This is a genomic window from Jatrophihabitans telluris, assembly GCF_023516435.1.
Taxonomy (GTDB): domain Bacteria; phylum Actinomycetota; class Actinomycetes; order Mycobacteriales; family Jatrophihabitantaceae; genus Jatrophihabitans_A; species Jatrophihabitans_A telluris.
This window is the reverse complement of the sequence record NZ_CP097332.1, coordinates 1878856-1894174: the sequence shown is the minus strand read 5'-3', so window position 1 is coordinate 1894174 and position 15319 is coordinate 1878856. Positions and strand designations below refer to the sequence as shown.

Sequence of the window (15319 nt, the reverse complement as noted above, 5' to 3'; positions counted from 1 at the left end):
CGAATCGGTTCGTAGAGCGAGTCGGATCAAGTCTAGTGAGCGGTAACCGGTCAATTCCGTCGGTGGGCGCGGGCCGAGGCGTAGAGACATACGGCCGCGGCCGCCGCCAGGTTGAGGCTCTCGGCCCGTCCGTGGATCGGAATCCGTACGGACTGGTCGCACGCCTCGACGACGGTCCGCGGCAATCCGCGCGCCTCGTTGCCGAACATCCATGCCGTCGGGGCGGCGAGCGTACCGGCGTCGATCAGGTCGTCGAGGTCGTGCTCGGCCGAACCGGTCGTGGCCAGGGTCTGAACTCCGGCAGCTCGAATTTGGTCGAGGAGTTGTCGCCCGGACTCCGCATAGGTCACGACGTCCAGGTGGAACAGACTGCCCGCGCTGGCGCGGACCGCTTTGCCGTTGTAGACGTCCACCGAACCCTCGGCCAGTACCAACGCGTCCGCGCCGGCCGCATCCGCGGTGCGCAGAATCGCGCCGGCATTGCCGGGTTCGTTGGCTTCCACGAGGACGGCCAGCAGCCGCGGACGCTTGTCCAGGACGGTCGACAGGTCGATATCCAGCGTCCGGCAGACCGCCACCAGACCTTGCGGGGAAACCGTCTCGCTCAGCGCGGCGGCCGCCTTCTCACTGATCTCGGCAACGGGTACCGGGCTGGCCGCGATGAGCTCGGGATGTCGGGCCATCGCCTCGGATGTCGCGAACGCCTCCAGCACGAGGTCCGCGCGGCCGATCGCTTCGCCGAAGGCCTGCGCGCCCTCGGCAAGGAAACGCCCGGCCTCGCCGCGACCGCGCCGACTGATCAGTCGACGAGCCGCGGCGAGCCGGGCGTTGGAATCCGACAGCACGAACTTCTGTGCTGGGTGGACTAGGCGGCGTCGGTGGCCACCGGGCCGCCGATGCCCTCGGCCTCGACGGCCTTCTTGGCGACCGACACGAGCACGGCGAAAGCCGGGGCGTCGTTGACAGCCAGGTCAGCCAGGATCTTGCGGTCGACCGTGACGCCGGCCAGCCGCAGGCCCTGGATGAAACGGTTGTAGGTCATGTCGTTGGCGCGGGCCGCTGCGTTGATGCGGGTGATCCACAGCTGACGGAAGTCGCCCTTGCGGTCCTTGCGGTCCCGGTAGCTGTAGGTCGCGGAGTGGAGCAGCTGCTCCTTGGCCTTGCGGTACAGCCGAGACCGCTGACCGCGGTAGCCGGAGGCGGCTTCGAGGGCGCTACGGCGCTTCTTATGGGCGTTTACCGCCCGCTTGACGCGTGCCACGTTGGTGTCCTTGTTCTTTCAGGCCTGCCGGTTCGGTCCGGGACGGACCGCCTGGTCAGGCGGGTCTGGATGAGCAGGTGAGGGATCGGTCAGCGACCGAGCATCCGCTTGACGCGTGGGGCGTCGTGGGCATCGACCTCGCGGGTGCCGGTCAAGCTGCGGGTGAGCTTGGACGATTTGCGCTCAAGCAGATGGCGCTTGCCGGCCTTCTCGGTCAGAAGCTTGCCGGTCCCGGTGACCTTCACGCGCTTCTTCATCCCGGAGTGAGTCTTGTTCTTGGGCATGAGTCTTCCTTCGGTTGTCGATGCGACGGGCTGTCGGCCCCGAGAAAATCGGGACCGAGTCCGCTACACCGGCTGTTCGTCGCCAGCCTGCGCTGACTGCGCTTCCTTAGCCGGCTTGGTGGCCTTGGTGGTGCGATGCGGTGCCACGACCATGATCATGTTGCGACCGTCCTGCTTGGGTGAGGACTCCACGAAACCGAGCTCGGTGATGTCTTCGGCCAACCGCTGCAGCAGTCGGAACCCGAGTTCGGGACGAGACTGCTCACGGCCACGGAACATGATCGTGATCTTGACCTTGTCGCCCTGCTTCAGGAACCGCTCGACGTGACCCTTCTTGGTCTCGTAGTCGTGCGGATCGATCTTCGGGCGAAGCTTCATTTCCTTGATCACGGTCAGCGCCTGATTGCGACGCGCCTCCCGGGCCTTCTGCGCGCTCTCGTACTTGAACTTGCCGTAGTCCATGAGCTTGCAGACGGGCGGGCGCGCCATCGGCGCTACCTCGACCAGGTCGAGATCTGCCTCCGCGGCCAGTTCGAGGGCCTTGCCGATCGGCACGATGCCGACCTGCTCGCCTTCGGGACCGACAAGGCGGACCTCGGGAACACGAATCCGGTCGTTGATCCGGGGTTCAGAGCTGATGGGGCCTCCTAGGTTGGAACTTCGTTGACGCCGGGCCGAGTGCGTCCTGTCCGTTCTTCGAAGAAACGGCAGAAACACGAAGGCCCCGCTGCACCGTATGCAGTCGGGGCCGAGAAGTGTCCGCGATCCAGCGACGTCCGGCAGCCCTTGCGGGCCGCGGATGCCGCAGCACGAGACCCCGAAGGGACTCGCAGGACCGTACCCGGCTGGAATGACCTGCTCGGGTGGGAAACTCGACGGCTTCCGCTTGCACATCGCCACCCGGTGCACAGGCTCCGGGAAACGACGGGTCGCGTCCATCAGACTAGCAGCGCATCGCCGCACCACCCAATTGCGATGGGTGCTGGGCGGAGTTCGTCCGCGCCTGTCTCTTCCCCGCGAATGGGCAGTCCGGCGCCGAATGGGCGGTTACAACCGACCATTCGCGGCCGAAGTGCCCATTCGCGGGGAGAGGCCCGGCGAAGGCTAGTGGGACCGGCTCGACTCAGCGGAGAGAATGGTGGCATGACCACTCCCCTCACCGTCGGCGGGACGGACACGGGCAACCCGGTACCGGTCACCGTCGCCATCACCCGGCGAGCGCACCCGTCCCACACGGCGGAGATGCTGGCCTGGGTGCAGGCCGGAATCTCGATGGCCCAGCAGTTCACCGGCTACCTCGGCGGTGGCTGGGTCCGTTCCGGCCCGGGCTCGGACGAGTGGCACATGCTCTACCGCTTCGACAGCCCCCATTCACTGGCGGCGTGGGAAGGATCGCCGCAGCGCGCTTGGTGGCTTCGGACCGCCCACGGCCTGGTCGAGCACACCCGCACGGAGCGGCGCACGGGCATCGAAGGATGGTTCGACCCGCCTGCCGAGCAAGAGTCGGTCGACCATGATGTGCGGGCCGCTCCACCGCGCTGGAAGCAGGCCAGCACGATCTGGATCGTGTTCTTCCCGCTCAACCTGGTCGCCACCCTGACTCTGGGCCGGTGGCTGGCCAATGTGGGCGTGAACGTTGCGCTACGGGTTCTGGTCACCACCCTGATCCTGACGCCGATCATGACCTATCTGTTGCTCCCGTGGATCACCGCCCGGCTCGAGTGGTGGTTGCAGGGACGGCGTTTCAGCGACCGCTGACCGGGCCGGTGAGCGACCGCTGACCGGGCCGCGTCAGCTCAGCGTGCTCCGCGGGCGCCCCGTCCGTAGCGGGCGTGCAGCGACCGAAGCCCGTCCATGACCTCGACGGAATGATCGCCGTCCCCGCGCTGCACGGCGTAGAGCGGGACCAGCTCGTCGCCGGGCAGCACGAGACGGGCGAAGCGCACCTTGGGCGGGAACTCCACGGCGACGACAAGATCCCAGTCGACGTGTTTGAACCCGCCGAGGAATCCGCGGGTGTCCACGCCGGCGGCATCGGCCCGCAGCCGGGGACGGTGGAAGCTGAGGATGCCGACCGCGATCAGGACGCCGACACCGAATACGCCGAACTGGTCGACTCCGGTGAACGGCGTGCCGTCGGCGGTGCGCGGCAGAATGATTGCGACAACGCTCAACGCGAGCAGGACGACCACCGCGAAGACCGTGGCAATCCGGGCCGATCTGATCGGCCGCGCACGCACCACCAGGGAGCCCTCGACGGCATCGGACACCGCACTCACAACCGGCAGGCGTGGATGTCGGTGACGAGGATCGCGCGGGCGCCGATGTCCCACAACTCGTCCATGATCCGGTTCGTGTCCTTGCGGGGCACCATCGACCGAACCGCCGACCACCCGGCGGTCCGTAGCGGCGATACGGTCGGAGATTCGAAGCCCGGCGTCACCGCGACCGCCTTCTCGAGCAGTTCGTCGGCGACGTCGTAGTCCATGAGCACGTACTGGCGCGCGATCAAGACCCCCTGCAGGCGACGGACGAGCTGCTCGACCTGCCCATTGGCGGGGGCTCCGGCGCGCCGGATCAACGCAGCCTCGGACCGCAGGAGCGGGTCGCCGAAGATCTCCAGGCCGGCGTTGCGCAATGTCGTGCCGGTCTCGACGACGTCAGCGATGGCGTCGGCGACCCCGAGGCGGACGGCGGTTTCGACGGCGCCATCGAGCTTGATCACCTGCGCGCTGATCCCGTGCTCGGACAGGTACCGATCGAGCAGACCCGGGTAGGCCGACGCGATGCGCTTGCCGGCGAGCTCCGCCAGCGATGTCATCGATCCGGCCATCGCGGCGAAGCGGAACGTCGAGCCGCCGAAGCCGAGCTTGATCACGACGTCGGCCTCGGCGCCGGAGTCCAGCAGCAGGTCCTCGCCCGTGATGCCCACTTCGAGGCGGCCGGACCCGACGTAGATCGCAATGTCTCGGGGTCGCAGGAAGAAGAACTCCACGCCGTTGTCCGGGTCAGCGAAGACGAGTTCCTTGGAGTCGGCGCGCTGGCGATATCCCGCCTCGCGCAGCATCTGACTGGCGGGTTCGGACAGCGAACCCTTGTTGGGCACCGCGATCCGCAACAATTCACTCATTCGCGCTCACAGGTATCGGTAGACGTCGTCGAGGGTGAGGCCTTTGCCCAGCATCAACACCTGCACGCGGTAGAGCAGCTGACTGACCTCTTCGGCGGTGCGGTCGGCCGACTCGTGCTCGGCGGCCATCCACACCTCCGCTGCTTCTTCGACGACCTTCTTTCCCTGCGCGTGGACACCGTCGTCGAGAGCGACCACGGTCGCCGACCCGGGAGGCCGTTCGGTCTGGCGTTGGGTCAGCTCGGCGAAGAGCTGGTCGAAGGTTTTCATCGCCGGTGAGCCTACCGGCGACGAGTCACGACCTTCTGTGGAGGTCGTGCGTCGTGGGGCGCGTCGCGCAACGAGGGCAACCTCAACGGGGTAGGCCCCGCAACAAGGGCAACCTCAACGGGGTAGGCCCCGCAACAAGGGCAACCTCAACGGGGTAGGCCCCGCAACAAGGGCAACCTCAACGGGGTAGGCCCCGCAACAAGGGCAACCTCAACGGGGTAGGCCGTGCCGGTCTAACGAGTGGTGTCGATGATGGCGGCGACGGGGCCGCCGCCATCCGGGCCCTGATGGGCTGCCGAAACCGATACGAACACCGCGGGATCCCCCGTCACCGAGGCCGCGACGCCCCCGACGGCGGCCTTGATCTGCCGATGCCAGTGCACGTCGGAGTCGTCGAGCATCGCGTTGCGCCGGCCACGGACCGCTCCGTCCTGGCTGACCTCGCACTTGAGGAACACGTTGACCAGTCGGTCCCCGAGGTCTGACGGGTGTGGGCGATCGGGCAGTTCGAGCCCGGCACCGCGGATCGCGTCCCAGATCCCGTCCGCGTCGAGCGCGTCCTTCATCACGGAGTGGCCGATCCGGTAGTTGCCGCCCAGGCCGCGCGCGTTGCCGACGACGACGACCTGAGCCCGGTCCAGTTCCACGCCGGAGGAGCAGGAGGCCACCGAGGAATAGAGCGAGCGGTCCTTCATGATCTCGGCGTCGGTGGGCATCTCGATCTCCCCGAGAGCAACCGCGACGCCCAGCGCGGTGCCGCCGTTGGAGACGTCCATCGAATGCAGGGTGTCCTCGGTGAACACGTCGTGTCCGCGGCGCTTGGCGTCGGAGATCGTGTCGATCGTCAGCAGCGGTGTCTTGGTCTGTACGTAATGCACGTCGGCGACGTCGGTGATCCCGGCACGCTGCATCGCCTCTCGCACGGCGGCGGCGACCTTGGTGACCATGGCGGTACGGCCGATGTCCTCGGGCAACAATACCTCGCTCATGGCGAAACCGACGGTCAGACGAGGCTCGTCGGTGGTCTGGACCGTCGCCGGATCGAGGGTGGCGAAGATGGTCGCGTGCGGCGAGATGACTCCGTCCGTTCCGCCGGACCAGACGATCGGGATCTGCTTGACGTCGGTCGCGCTGCGCGATCCCTTCGCGACGATCACCTCACGAAACGCGCGGTCGGCGATGATGCGGGTGTAGTCGTTCACGCCGCCGTTGCCCTCGGTCTTGCCGATGATCGCGATCACCCGGTCGGCATCGAGCACCCCCGCGTCGATCAGCTTGGCGAACTCGCTGGCGTCGGAAACGCTGTGGATCGGAACCTTGCGGACCTCGATCGGATCGGCCACGGTATTCCCTTTCTGGATCGGCTGGAGCGGTTGGTCTTTCTGGATCGGTTGGTGCGGCTGCTTCGGCTGGTTCGGCGGTTTGGGCTGAGGAGTTCGTCGTGGACGTTGCGTCAAGCGGCCCGGGTCCGGGTGCCTGCGGTTCCGGCGGCGGCCTGGGCGATGTCGGCCAGGGCCGTGATCATCGCGGGACGGCCGGTGCGTTCGGTGAAGCGGCACACCGCCTCGACCTTCGGTCCCATGCTGCCGCCGGCGAACTCCCCACGCCTGGCCGCTTGCCGTAGTTCGGCGACGGTGACCTCGCCCAGAGGTCGAGGGTGATCGCCGCCCCACCCCAGGACCACGTGCGGGACGTCCGTGGCGATGATCAGCACGTCGGCCTCGAGTTGCTCGGCCAGCACCGCGGCGGTCAGGTCCTTGTCGATCACGGCCTCGACACCGGCGATGGTTCCGGCGGCCGTCCGGATGACCGGCACGCCGCCGCCGCCGGAGCTGACGACCACGAACCCGGCGGCAAGCAGCGCTACGGCCGCTGGGGAGTCCAGGCACGCCACGGGTTCGGGCGAGGCAACCATGCGCCGCCATCCTCGCTCGCCACGATCCTCGAAGTACTGCCCATGAGCGATGAGAACCTCGGCCTCGGCTGCGCTCAGGTAACGACCGATCGGTTTGGACGGGGTGGTGAAGCCAGGATCGGCGGCATCCACCAGCGTCCGCGACACCAGGGTGGCCGTGCGAACGGTGCTCTGCCGGGCAGCCAGGGCGCGGTCCAGGGCGTTCAGTAGCAGCACGCCGATGGTGGCCTGGGTCTGAGCTCCGCACCAGTCGAGTGGCACCGGCGGGACGACAGCCGCGGCAAGTTCGTTCTTGACGAGCAGATTGCCGACCTGGGGACCGTTGCCGTGAGTGAGCAGCAGTTCGTGGCCGGCGGTCACCAGCTGCGCGATCGGCTCGGCCGCCGCCTCGACGGCCTGGCGCTGGTCCTCCGGGCGGGCGCTGCCGTCGGCGCCGGTCATCGCGTTCCCCCCGAGGGCGATCACCAGCCGCATACCTGAAAACTCTTTCAATCAGCCACCAGCCCGGCACCGGCGAGGTTCGCCCAAGCAGATCGAATCTGTTGGCGAACCTCGCCCGGACGGGTCACGGCGCCGGTGAGGTCTCGACCGAGTCCAGCCACTGCCGGACGGACTCGTTGTGCTGGCCCAAGGTAGGTGGAGCGCGGTGCACAGTCGGCGGCTGGTCGTCGTAACGCAACGGTGGACCCGGCAGCGTGAGGGTCCCGAGGCTGGCGTGCTCGACATCGATCAGCAGCCCCTGCGATCGGGTCTGCTCCCAGGTGTAGACCTCGGCGAGGTTGCGGACCTGGCCGGCCGGCGTGCCGAGCTCGGCCAGGCGTTGCATCAGAGTGACACGGTCGAAGGCGGCGAAGGCACCCTCCACCGCCGCGACGACCGCGTCGCGTTCGGTGACCCGGTCGGCGTTGGTCGCCCATTCCGGCCGGTCCAGCCCGAAAGCAGGCGCGAAGGCACGCCAGAGGGACTCGCTGCCCACGGCGATCTGGACCATCCCGTCGGCGGCGTTGAACAGCCCGTAGGGACAGATCGAAGGGTGATGCCGCCCGGCCACCGAGGGGACTTCGCCGGCAACGGTGTAACGGGTTGCCTGAAAGGCATGCACACCAACGATGCCGGCGAGCAGGGAGGTCCGCACGATCTGGCCCCGTCCGGTGCGCTCGCGTTCGTGCAGCGCCGCTACCACCCCGTACGCGCCGTACATCCCGGCGAGCAGATCCGCGATCGGCACCCCCACCTTGGTCGGCTCGTCCATCGAGGGCCCGGTGAGCGACATCAGCCCGCCCTCGCCCTGAGCGATCTGGTCATAGCCCGACCGGCCCCCCTCCGGCCCGTCGTGCCCGAAGCCGGTGATCGACAGGACCACCAGCCGCGGATTGATCTCCTGTAGCCGCGACATGGAGAAGCCGAGCCGATCGAGCACCCCGGTGCGGAAGTTCTCCACCAGCACGTCGGCGTGGCCGAGAAGCCGGGTCAGCAGGGCGCCCCCCTCGGCGCTCTTGAGATCCAGGGTCACCGACTCCTTGTTCCGATTACAGGACAGGAAGTACGTCGACTCCCGCTCGCCCACGGCCGGTTGAACGAACGGCGGTCCCCAGCCGCGGGTGTCATCGCCGTGGCCGGGCGCTTCGATCTTGATCACCCGCGCCCCCTGATCGCCGAGCATCATCGCCGCGTGCGGCCCCGCCAGCGCACGCGAGAGATCGATGACCACCAGACCATCGAGCGGACCGGCCCACCTACCTTCGTTCGGACTTTCGGACGGACCTCCGGACGGACTTTCGGACGGACCTCCGGACGGACTTTCGGACGGACGTTCGGACTGACCCGGCAACTCGGCACCCATCGCTCGATCTTAGGAACTGGACGCGGAGCAGCTATGGGCAGCTCTTGCCAGCTCCGCACCCGAGTTCATGAGTGAATGGTCGGGTGCGAGAAATCCGGCCCCGGCCAGCGGAGGCCATCCCCGATCCCCTGCCCCCTCGGCAGATCGAGATCGGTGACGGACAGGTGCTGACGGTTCGCAGCCTCGGCGAGGAGATCGGGGTCGAGGTGCGGACCGTCGGTGCGTCGCCACACACCCTGGCTCACGCGCGCTTTCCTGATCATTTCGGTGATTCCGAGGTGAGCGTGCACCCGCATCCGCTCCGCGGTCAGGCCGTGATCTGGGTCAGCGCCGGGCAGGACGGGACCCAGAGTTGGCTGGCGCACATAGCGGAGCCAGTCCAGGTCGGGGTTGAGGTCCAGGTCGAGGGACAGGTCGAGGTCGAGGTCGAGGTCGAGGTCCAGGTCGAGGTCCAGGTCGAGGTCGAGGTCCAGGTCCAGGTACGGGCCCTGGCCGCCGAAGACTGCGGCCCGGCGCGCTTCGGTCCGGACGGCCGCTGGTTCCTGGCGTGCGACGACCTCGTGCTGCGCCGGATCAGCTGGCCCGCACAGGAGGAACTGGGCGTGCTGGCTTGGCCGCAGAACACGCGGGACGAGCCGGGACCCGACGTCCACGTCTTACCGGGCGGCTACGCCTGCTGGCCGTCGGAGAACGGACGCCTGCACATCATCGACCTCCGCCGTATGTCGATCGTCGAGGAGGTCGTGCTCGCCGGCCATCCGGTCCGCACGGTCGGCGAGATCTTTCCCCGGCTGGCCGGGGACGACACGCCCTGTAGCGACATCGAGGCCACCGCCCTCGCCCGTGATGCTGACACCGCCAAACTCCTGCTGCACCACCGGGGCGGCCCGGTCAGCGCCGTGCCGCTGCGGGAGCTCTCCCCGGAACCGGAACGGCCGTTCTGAGCGAACTCACCGCCAGTCGTATTCGCTCGACGCCGCACCCCCGCTCAGCCGCGCATAGCCCGGCCCCCGGTCGAAGAACGGCTGGTTGCCTGGGCGGCCGGCTCGAAGCTGCTCCCGGCGCGCGCCGGTCGCGACCTCGTCGACTGCCGGTTCCTCCGCCGGCCCGTTGAGCACGACGCCGTAGTCAGCCTCGGCCGAGGCCGTGGACACCTTGCCCCAACGCACATCCCGAAGGACTGCCGCCGGATCACGCTGAAGCGGATCGCCCCATCCCCCGCCGCCCGTGGTCCGGATCCGGATGACCTCGCCGGCCCGGACGAATTCGGCGTCGGCGAGCGCGTCGACCACCCGCTCGTGCTCGCCTCCCGGGTCGATGGTGACCGAGAAGGGCTGCCCCGCGCGGCCTCCGCGCACGCCCCAGCAGGCCAGGATGGACCGATCGGCGATGGACATGAAATGGGCGTCGGCCAGCATCCGGATGTGCTTCTCGTACCCCAGACCACCCCGGTACTCACCGGCCCCCCCAGAATCGACGGCCAGCCCCAATCGCTCGATCCGGAAGGGGAAACGGGCCTCGGTGAACTCGCTGGGCAGGTTGCGGGAGTCGGGAACCACGTGGATGGTGTCCTCACCGTCGGCGTAGTACCGGCCGCCGGATCCACCGCCGAGAACCTCACGCATCAGGTACGGGTTTCCGTCCCGGTCGGTGCCGTACACGCCGGTGTAACGAATCGTTTCCTGGTCGGCCGGCATGCGACCGTCGACGGCCTTGGCGACGACTCCCGCCAGCACGCCGAGCAACCGCAGGATGACAAAGGTGCGGGCGTTGGTCGGCGCCGGGAACACCGGGGTCAGGAGCGTCCCCGGCGGCGGGAAGCGCATCTCGATCAGCGGTACCACACCTTCGTTGACGTCCAGCTCGGCCATCCGCTCCGGGGTGTCGGCCAGATTGCGCAGGATCGGCGCCAACCATTTCTTCAGAAAGTTCCCCTCGGCATAGTCGCCGCAATGGTTGATCGGACCCTTGGCCTGCGGGGCGGTGCCGGCGAAGTCGAGGATCAGCCTTTCCCCGCCGGGATCATCGGCACCGGTGCGGGTCAAGGTGATGCGCTGGGTGTGCAGCTTCGGTTCCTCCACCCCGTCGTGCTCGGCGTAGTCCTCCCAGGTCCAGGTGCCCACCGGGATCTTGGACAGGATGTCTCGGCGGTAGGTCTCGGTGGTGCGGTCGACGATCTGATCGAAGCAGGCCTCCACCGTCGCCACGCCGTAGCGGTCGAACAGTTCGCCCAGCCGACGTGCCCCCATCAGGCACGCCGAGCATTCGGCGTCCAGATCGGCGGCCAGCGACTCGGGCATCCGGGAGTTGCGAGTCATGATCGTCAGGGCCGCCCGGTTGGGCACACCCGCGTCCCAGAGCCGAATGGGCGGCACCATCAGCCCTTCCTCGAAGACACTGGTGGCGTGCGAGGGCATCGATCCGGGCACGGCACCACCGATGTCATCGTGGTGACCGAAAGCCTGGACGAAGGCGACGACTGTCGGCGTGCCCTCGATCTCGGCGAACACCGGCACCGTCACGCACAGGTCGGGCAGGTGCCCGATGCCACCTTCAGAGCGATAGACATCGTTGTGGAAGAAGACATCGCCCGGACGCATGCCGGCCAGCGGAAAGTCCCGCGCGACCGGATGGACCAGTGCCGAATAGGACCGGCCCGTCAGCTTGCGCAGCAGGCGATCGTGGATACCGGCACGAAAGTCGTGGGCGTCGCGGATCATCGGCGACCGCGACGTGCGAGCGATCGCGGTCTCGACCTCCAGTTCCACGGCCGCGAGACTTCCCTGCACGACCTCCAGGACGATCGGGTCGATCCCGGCCCCACGGTCGGCTCGTAACGAAGCCGAATGCGCGCCGGTCACAGCTGCCTCCCCTCGGTGCTGATCAGAAGGTTGCCGAAATCGTCCACGCGAGCGACGAAGCCGGGATGCAGCGGAACGGTCGATCCGAACTCTTCGATGATGGCCGGCCCCCGAACCTCGTCACCGGGCGCAAGATCCGGTCGCCAGTACAGATCCGCCGGCTGATACCCCTCGTCGAAGCAGACGTCGCGCGACCCGGTCCGGGCTCGCTCGGCGGAGCCGTCCCGCGCGGGCAAGCGGTTGAGCTGCGGGCGCGTGATCGGGCCGATGCCGGAGACCCGTAGGTTCACCCACTCGACTTCTTGCGCGCTGTCACCACGGAAGTCGTAGCCGTACAGGCTCCGGTGGGCATCGTGGAACGCCTGCGCCGCCTGCTCCACCGAGGCCTCGTCGACGGGCGCCGCCAACGGCACCCGCACCTCGAAGGCCTGCCCGAAGTACCGCAGGTCCGCGGTCGGCACGAACCGGCGCTCGGCCGGCGCGAACCCCTCCCGACGCAGCGCGTCAGCGGCCTGCTCGGTCAGGGTGTCCAGGACCGCGCGCACGTCGTCCGGCTTCAGTTCGCGGTGCTTGGCGATCGCGGTCTGGACGTAGTCGTTCTTGACGTCCACCGTCAGCAATCCGAAGGCGGAGACGTTGCCCGGGCTGGGCGGCACCAGCACGCCCTGCAGTCCGAGGATGTCGATCAGGCGACACAGCAGCAACGACCCCGATCCGCCGAACGTGGTCAGGACGAAGTCACGGACGTCCAGGCCGCGCTTGAGCGTGATCTGCCGAAGGGCATTGGCCTGGTTCCAGGCCGAGATCTCCAGTACACCCTTGGCGCAGTCGGGCACCGACAAGGCCAACCGGCCGGCCAGTTCGACCAGTCCCGCGCGAGCCTCGTCGACCCCGAGCGGGATCTCCCCGCCGAGCAGGTGCGCCGGGATTCGCCCCAACACCAGGTGCGCATCGGTGATGGTCACATCGGTGCCACCGCGCCGATAACAGAGCGGGCCCGGGTCGGCGCCGGCCGAGCGTGGCCCGACCTTGAGCGCGCCATCGGCGGAGATCCAGGCGATCGAGCCGCCACCGGCACCGACGGTGACCACGTCGATCATCGGAATCTTCGACGGGAAGGCGCCGACCGAGCCTTCGGTGGTGAGCGTGGGCTCACCACCGATGACCACCGAGACATCGGTGGACGTGCCGCCGCCGTCGCAGGTCAGCACCCGGTCGAAACCGGCGTTGCTCGCGATGAGCGCGGCGCCCAGCGCCCCTGCGGCTGGACCTGAGAGCACGGTCGTGATCGGCTGGTGAACGACCTCCTCGGCCGACAGGACCCCACCGTTGGACTTCATCACGTAGAACGGGACCACTCGATCGGTCCGGCCCGGCTCCTGGGCCGAGGCAGCGGTGAAGGCCTGCAGTCGTTGCGCGATCGCGTTCACGTAGCGCGCGACCTTGGGCTTGACCGCCGCGTCCACCAGCGTGGTCATGGCGCGTTCGTACTCGCGATACTCCCGCAACACCTGGGACGAGATCGACACGACGCACTCGGGGTGGACCTCGGCCAGGATCTGTCGCATCCGCTCCTCGTGGGTCGGATTGGCGTAGGAGTGCAGGAAGCACACGCCGACGGTGTCGATTCCCTGGTCCCGAAACCACTGGGCCACCCGGCGCGCCCCGACCTCGTCGAACGGGCGAACCTCGGCACCGGTGTAGTCCAGCCGGCCCTCGACGGTGCGCACCCGATCGACGGGCACGATGCGGTCGGGCTTGACCCAGAAGTAGCTGTTGCCATATCCGTCGGGAACCGATTGCCGGGCGATCTCCAGCAAGAACTCGAAGCCGGCAGTGGTGATGAACCCGATCACGTCGACCCTGCCCTCGAGCAGCTGGTTGGTCGCCACCGTCGTCCCGTGCGAGACGGCGCTCAGCGCAGCGCCCGCCTGCGCCGGCGCGATGCCCAACAGCGCCAGCACCTTGTCGATACCGGCCAGGAATCCGTCTGCGGGGTTCGCGGGCGTCGACGGGGTCTTGGTCGTCACCATCCGGCCGGTGTTCTCATCGAGGGCGACCACATCGGTGAAGGTGCCACCGGTGTCGATGCCGACCCGGATCCGCTGTTCGACCATGCATCCAGTCAACCGGGCGAAACACGCCGAACTCGTCGGCATCATCTGCCGAATCGACTCGCACGGGTTCAGTCACCCTGGCGTCGGCTCGCAGTGGACCTCCCGAGTCGGGCGGGCACGGCTGGCAGCATGGCGGCCATGGCCGAGACCATCTCCACCGAATCCAGCCGGGTTGCCTACGAAAGCCCGCACCTGCGCGTCTTGGAAGACAAGATCCGCTACGCCGACGGCCACCCCGGCCTGTACAGCTACATCGACAAGCGGGACTTCGCCCTGATCGTGCCGTATGAGGACGATGGTTTCTGGCTGGTCGAGCAGTATCGGTACACCGTTCGCCGCCGACAGTGGGAATTCCCCCAGGGCGGCTGGCCGGTCGGCGCCGTCGGTGGTCCGTCGCTGGCGCTGGCCCAGGCCGAACTGTACGAGGAGGTCGGCGCGCGAGCCGGTGACTGGACGCATCTGGGTCATCAGTACGCCGCCTACGGCTATTCCAATCAGGGCTTCGACATCTATCTGGCGCGCGAGCTGCAACACGGCGAACCGCATCGCGAGCGCACCGAGGCCGACATGGTTCATCAGTGGTTCTCCCGCTCGCAACTGCGCACGATGATCGCCGATGGCATCGTCGCCGACGCACACACCGTCACCGCCTGGGGTTTGCTCACGGTGCGCGAGCCCGGAGTCGCCGGGCTGGCCTGAGCGAGCGGGCCGCCTACTCGGCGACGCCCGCCGGAACCGGGTGCTTGGCCAGGGGCGAACGCGCGTCGGCGAGCAGGACATCGGCGTGCTTGCGGATCAGGGCCAGGTTGCGATCAGCGAGATGGTCGAAAGACTGCGCGACGGACGAGCCCGGTGTGAGGGTCGTCATCGCCGTCTCCGGATCCAGGCGCGCCGACACCCAGCACTCGTGCGAGGCCGCCCGCGCGATGACCTCGGCGGTCGGCGTGACGATCATCGAGTTGCCGAAGTAGATGACGCCCGCGGGATCGACTCCGGTCGCGTTCGACCCGATCAGGAACACGTGGTTGTCATAGGCCCGGGCGCGGTTGGTGAGTTCCCAGAGGTCGGCCGAACGAAGCAGCGCCGATGGCCGCACGATGATCTCCGCGCCTTGGATCGCGGTGATGCGCGACAGCTCCGGGTAGTCGCCGTCGAAGCAGATGATCACCCCGATGGAACCGAGTTCGGTATCCACGACGAGGGTGTCCTCCCCAGGCGTGACCCAGCCGCCGCGGTCAGCGCGCTCGGTGGCGAACGGGTGGGTCTTGCGGTAGACCCCCAGCACCGCACCGGTCGGGCCCAGCACGACGGCCGCGTTGTAGACGATGCCGCGTTGCGGGCCACGTTCGTAGGTGCCCAGCACCAGGTGCGCGCCGAGTTCGGCCGCCAAGCGTTGGTACGGGGCGGTGATCTCACCGCCGATCTCGCTGACCAGATCCCAGAGGGACTCCGAGTCCACACCCGGCGTGAATCCGGTGGTGACCGATTCCGGCAACACGATGAGGTCGGCGCCCGTCTCGGCATGACAGCGCCGGGACAGGTGGACGGCCCGGGCCGTGTTGGCGGCAATTGACTGCGCAGTCAGGGGCCCCGGTGAGGGCGCGAGCTGGACGGCGGCGGCGGTGAAGGCGCGCATGG

Annotated in this window: 16 protein-coding genes; 3 read left to right on the top strand and 13 right to left on the bottom strand. The window is 68.2% G+C overall.

The features are described 5' to 3' along the window. Positions 1–50: 50 nt before the first annotated feature. The 4 genes from M6D93_RS08870 to infC form a co-directional block, all read right to left on the bottom strand. Positions 51–845 carry a TrmH family RNA methyltransferase gene (locus tag M6D93_RS08870; RefSeq protein WP_249773994.1) on the bottom strand — a complete coding sequence of 265 codons (795 nt, stop codon included), beginning with the start codon at positions 843–845 and terminating at the stop codon, positions 51–53. Between the two features lie 20 nt (positions 846–865). Next, complete coding sequence (gene rplT / locus M6D93_RS08865) at positions 866–1261, bottom strand: 50S ribosomal protein L20 (protein ID WP_249773993.1); 396 nt, start codon at positions 1259–1261, stop codon at positions 866–868. A gap of 89 nt (positions 1262–1350) precedes the next feature. Beyond that, positions 1351–1545 (bottom strand): 50S ribosomal protein L35, encoded by a 195-nt coding sequence (gene rpmI / locus M6D93_RS08860; RefSeq protein WP_249773992.1) that lies wholly within the window; start codon positions 1543–1545, stop codon positions 1351–1353. Positions 1546–1608: 63 nt separating this feature from the next. Next, on the bottom strand, positions 1609–2184 hold the full coding sequence (gene infC / locus M6D93_RS08855) for a translation initiation factor IF-3 (protein ID WP_430667222.1): 576 nt from the start codon (positions 2182–2184) through the stop codon (positions 1609–1611). A 504-nt stretch (positions 2185–2688) separates the two neighbouring features. Here infC and M6D93_RS08850 point away from each other — a divergent pair. Further along, positions 2689–3303: an antibiotic biosynthesis monooxygenase gene (locus M6D93_RS08850; protein WP_249773991.1), complete on the top strand. Its 615-nt coding sequence runs from the start codon at positions 2689–2691 to the stop codon at positions 3301–3303. Between the two features lie 38 nt (positions 3304–3341). Here the strand turns inward: M6D93_RS08850 and M6D93_RS08845 are convergent, their stop codons facing one another. The 6 genes from M6D93_RS08845 to M6D93_RS08820 all read right to left on the bottom strand — a co-directional run bounded on the left by M6D93_RS08845 (position 3342) and on the right by M6D93_RS08820 (position 8571). Beyond that, positions 3342–3824, bottom strand: a complete 483-nt coding sequence (locus tag M6D93_RS08845) for a PH domain-containing protein (protein ID WP_249773990.1) — start codon at positions 3822–3824, stop codon at positions 3342–3344. Further along, positions 3821–4666, bottom strand: a complete 846-nt coding sequence (gene hisG / locus M6D93_RS08840) for an ATP phosphoribosyltransferase (RefSeq protein ID WP_347343592.1) — start codon at positions 4664–4666, stop codon at positions 3821–3823. The genes M6D93_RS08845 and hisG overlap by 4 nt, the downstream gene beginning before the upstream one ends. Before the next feature lie 15 nt (positions 4667–4681). Then, the gene (locus tag M6D93_RS08835) at positions 4682–4945 is read right to left on the bottom strand and encodes a phosphoribosyl-ATP diphosphatase (protein WP_249773988.1); all 264 of its coding nucleotides are present in this window, start codon (positions 4943–4945) and stop codon (positions 4682–4684) included. A 233-nt stretch (positions 4946–5178) separates the two neighbouring features. Further along, on the bottom strand, positions 5179–6288 hold the full coding sequence (gene bar, locus M6D93_RS08830) for a barbiturase (RefSeq protein ID WP_249773987.1): 1110 nt from the start codon (positions 6286–6288) through the stop codon (positions 5179–5181). Between the two features lie 110 nt (positions 6289–6398). After that, positions 6399–7334, bottom strand: coding sequence for a carbamate kinase (locus M6D93_RS08825; RefSeq protein WP_249773986.1), 936 nt, complete (start codon positions 7332–7334; stop codon positions 6399–6401). 91 nt (positions 7335–7425) lie between these two features. Next, positions 7426–8571: a CaiB/BaiF CoA transferase family protein gene (locus M6D93_RS08820; protein WP_249773985.1), complete on the bottom strand. Its 1146-nt coding sequence runs from the start codon at positions 8569–8571 to the stop codon at positions 7426–7428. A 215-nt stretch (positions 8572–8786) separates the two neighbouring features. On the opposite strand from M6D93_RS08820, the gene M6D93_RS08815 reads away from it, so the two are divergent. Further along, positions 8787–9647: a hypothetical protein gene (locus M6D93_RS08815; RefSeq protein ID WP_249773984.1), complete on the top strand. Its 861-nt coding sequence runs from the start codon at positions 8787–8789 to the stop codon at positions 9645–9647. 6 nt (positions 9648–9653) lie between these two features. On the opposite strand, the gene M6D93_RS08810 is transcribed toward M6D93_RS08815, so the two are convergent. Beyond that, positions 9654–11564, bottom strand: a complete 1911-nt coding sequence (locus M6D93_RS08810; RefSeq protein ID WP_249773983.1) for a hydantoinase B/oxoprolinase family protein — start codon at positions 11562–11564, stop codon at positions 9654–9656. After that, positions 11561–13681 (bottom strand): hydantoinase/oxoprolinase family protein, encoded by a 2121-nt coding sequence (locus M6D93_RS08805; protein ID WP_249773982.1) that lies wholly within the window; start codon positions 13679–13681, stop codon positions 11561–11563. The genes M6D93_RS08810 and M6D93_RS08805 overlap by 4 nt, the downstream gene beginning before the upstream one ends. Before the next feature lie 138 nt (positions 13682–13819). Here M6D93_RS08805 and M6D93_RS08800 point away from each other — a divergent pair, with 138 nt between their 5' ends. Then, entirely contained in the window at positions 13820–14380 is a 561-nt protein-coding gene (locus tag M6D93_RS08800) for an NUDIX domain-containing protein (protein WP_249773981.1), read from the top strand. Positions 14381–14393: 13 nt separating this feature from the next. On the opposite strand, the gene M6D93_RS08795 is transcribed toward M6D93_RS08800, so the two are convergent. After that, positions 14394–15317, bottom strand: a complete 924-nt coding sequence (locus tag M6D93_RS08795; RefSeq protein ID WP_249773980.1) for a carbon-nitrogen hydrolase family protein — start codon at positions 15315–15317, stop codon at positions 14394–14396. Positions 15318–15319: the final 2 nt, after the last annotated feature.

Bases quoted from the DNA above. Each gene is read 5' to 3' on its own strand.
- M6D93_RS08825 (WP_249773986.1), bottom strand. From the start codon at position 7,334: ATGCGGCTGGTGATCGCCCTCGGGGGGAACGCGATGACCGGCGCCGAC.
- M6D93_RS08795 (WP_249773980.1), bottom strand. From the start codon at position 15,317: ATGCGCGCCTTCACCGCCGCCGCCGTCCAGCTCGCGCCCTCACCGGGG.
- M6D93_RS08850 (WP_249773991.1), top strand. From the start codon at position 2,689: ATGACCACTCCCCTCACCGTCGGCGGGACGGACACGGGCAACCCGGTA.
- rpmI (WP_249773992.1), bottom strand. From the start codon at position 1,545: ATGCCCAAGAACAAGACTCACTCCGGGATGAAGAAGCGCGTGAAGGTC.
- M6D93_RS08835 (WP_249773988.1), bottom strand. From the start codon at position 4,945: ATGAAAACCTTCGACCAGCTCTTCGCCGAGCTGACCCAACGCCAGACC.
- M6D93_RS08805 (WP_249773982.1), bottom strand. From the start codon at position 13,681: ATGGTCGAACAGCGGATCCGGGTCGGCATCGACACCGGTGGCACCTTC.
- M6D93_RS08800 (WP_249773981.1), top strand. From the start codon at position 13,820: ATGGCCGAGACCATCTCCACCGAATCCAGCCGGGTTGCCTACGAAAGC.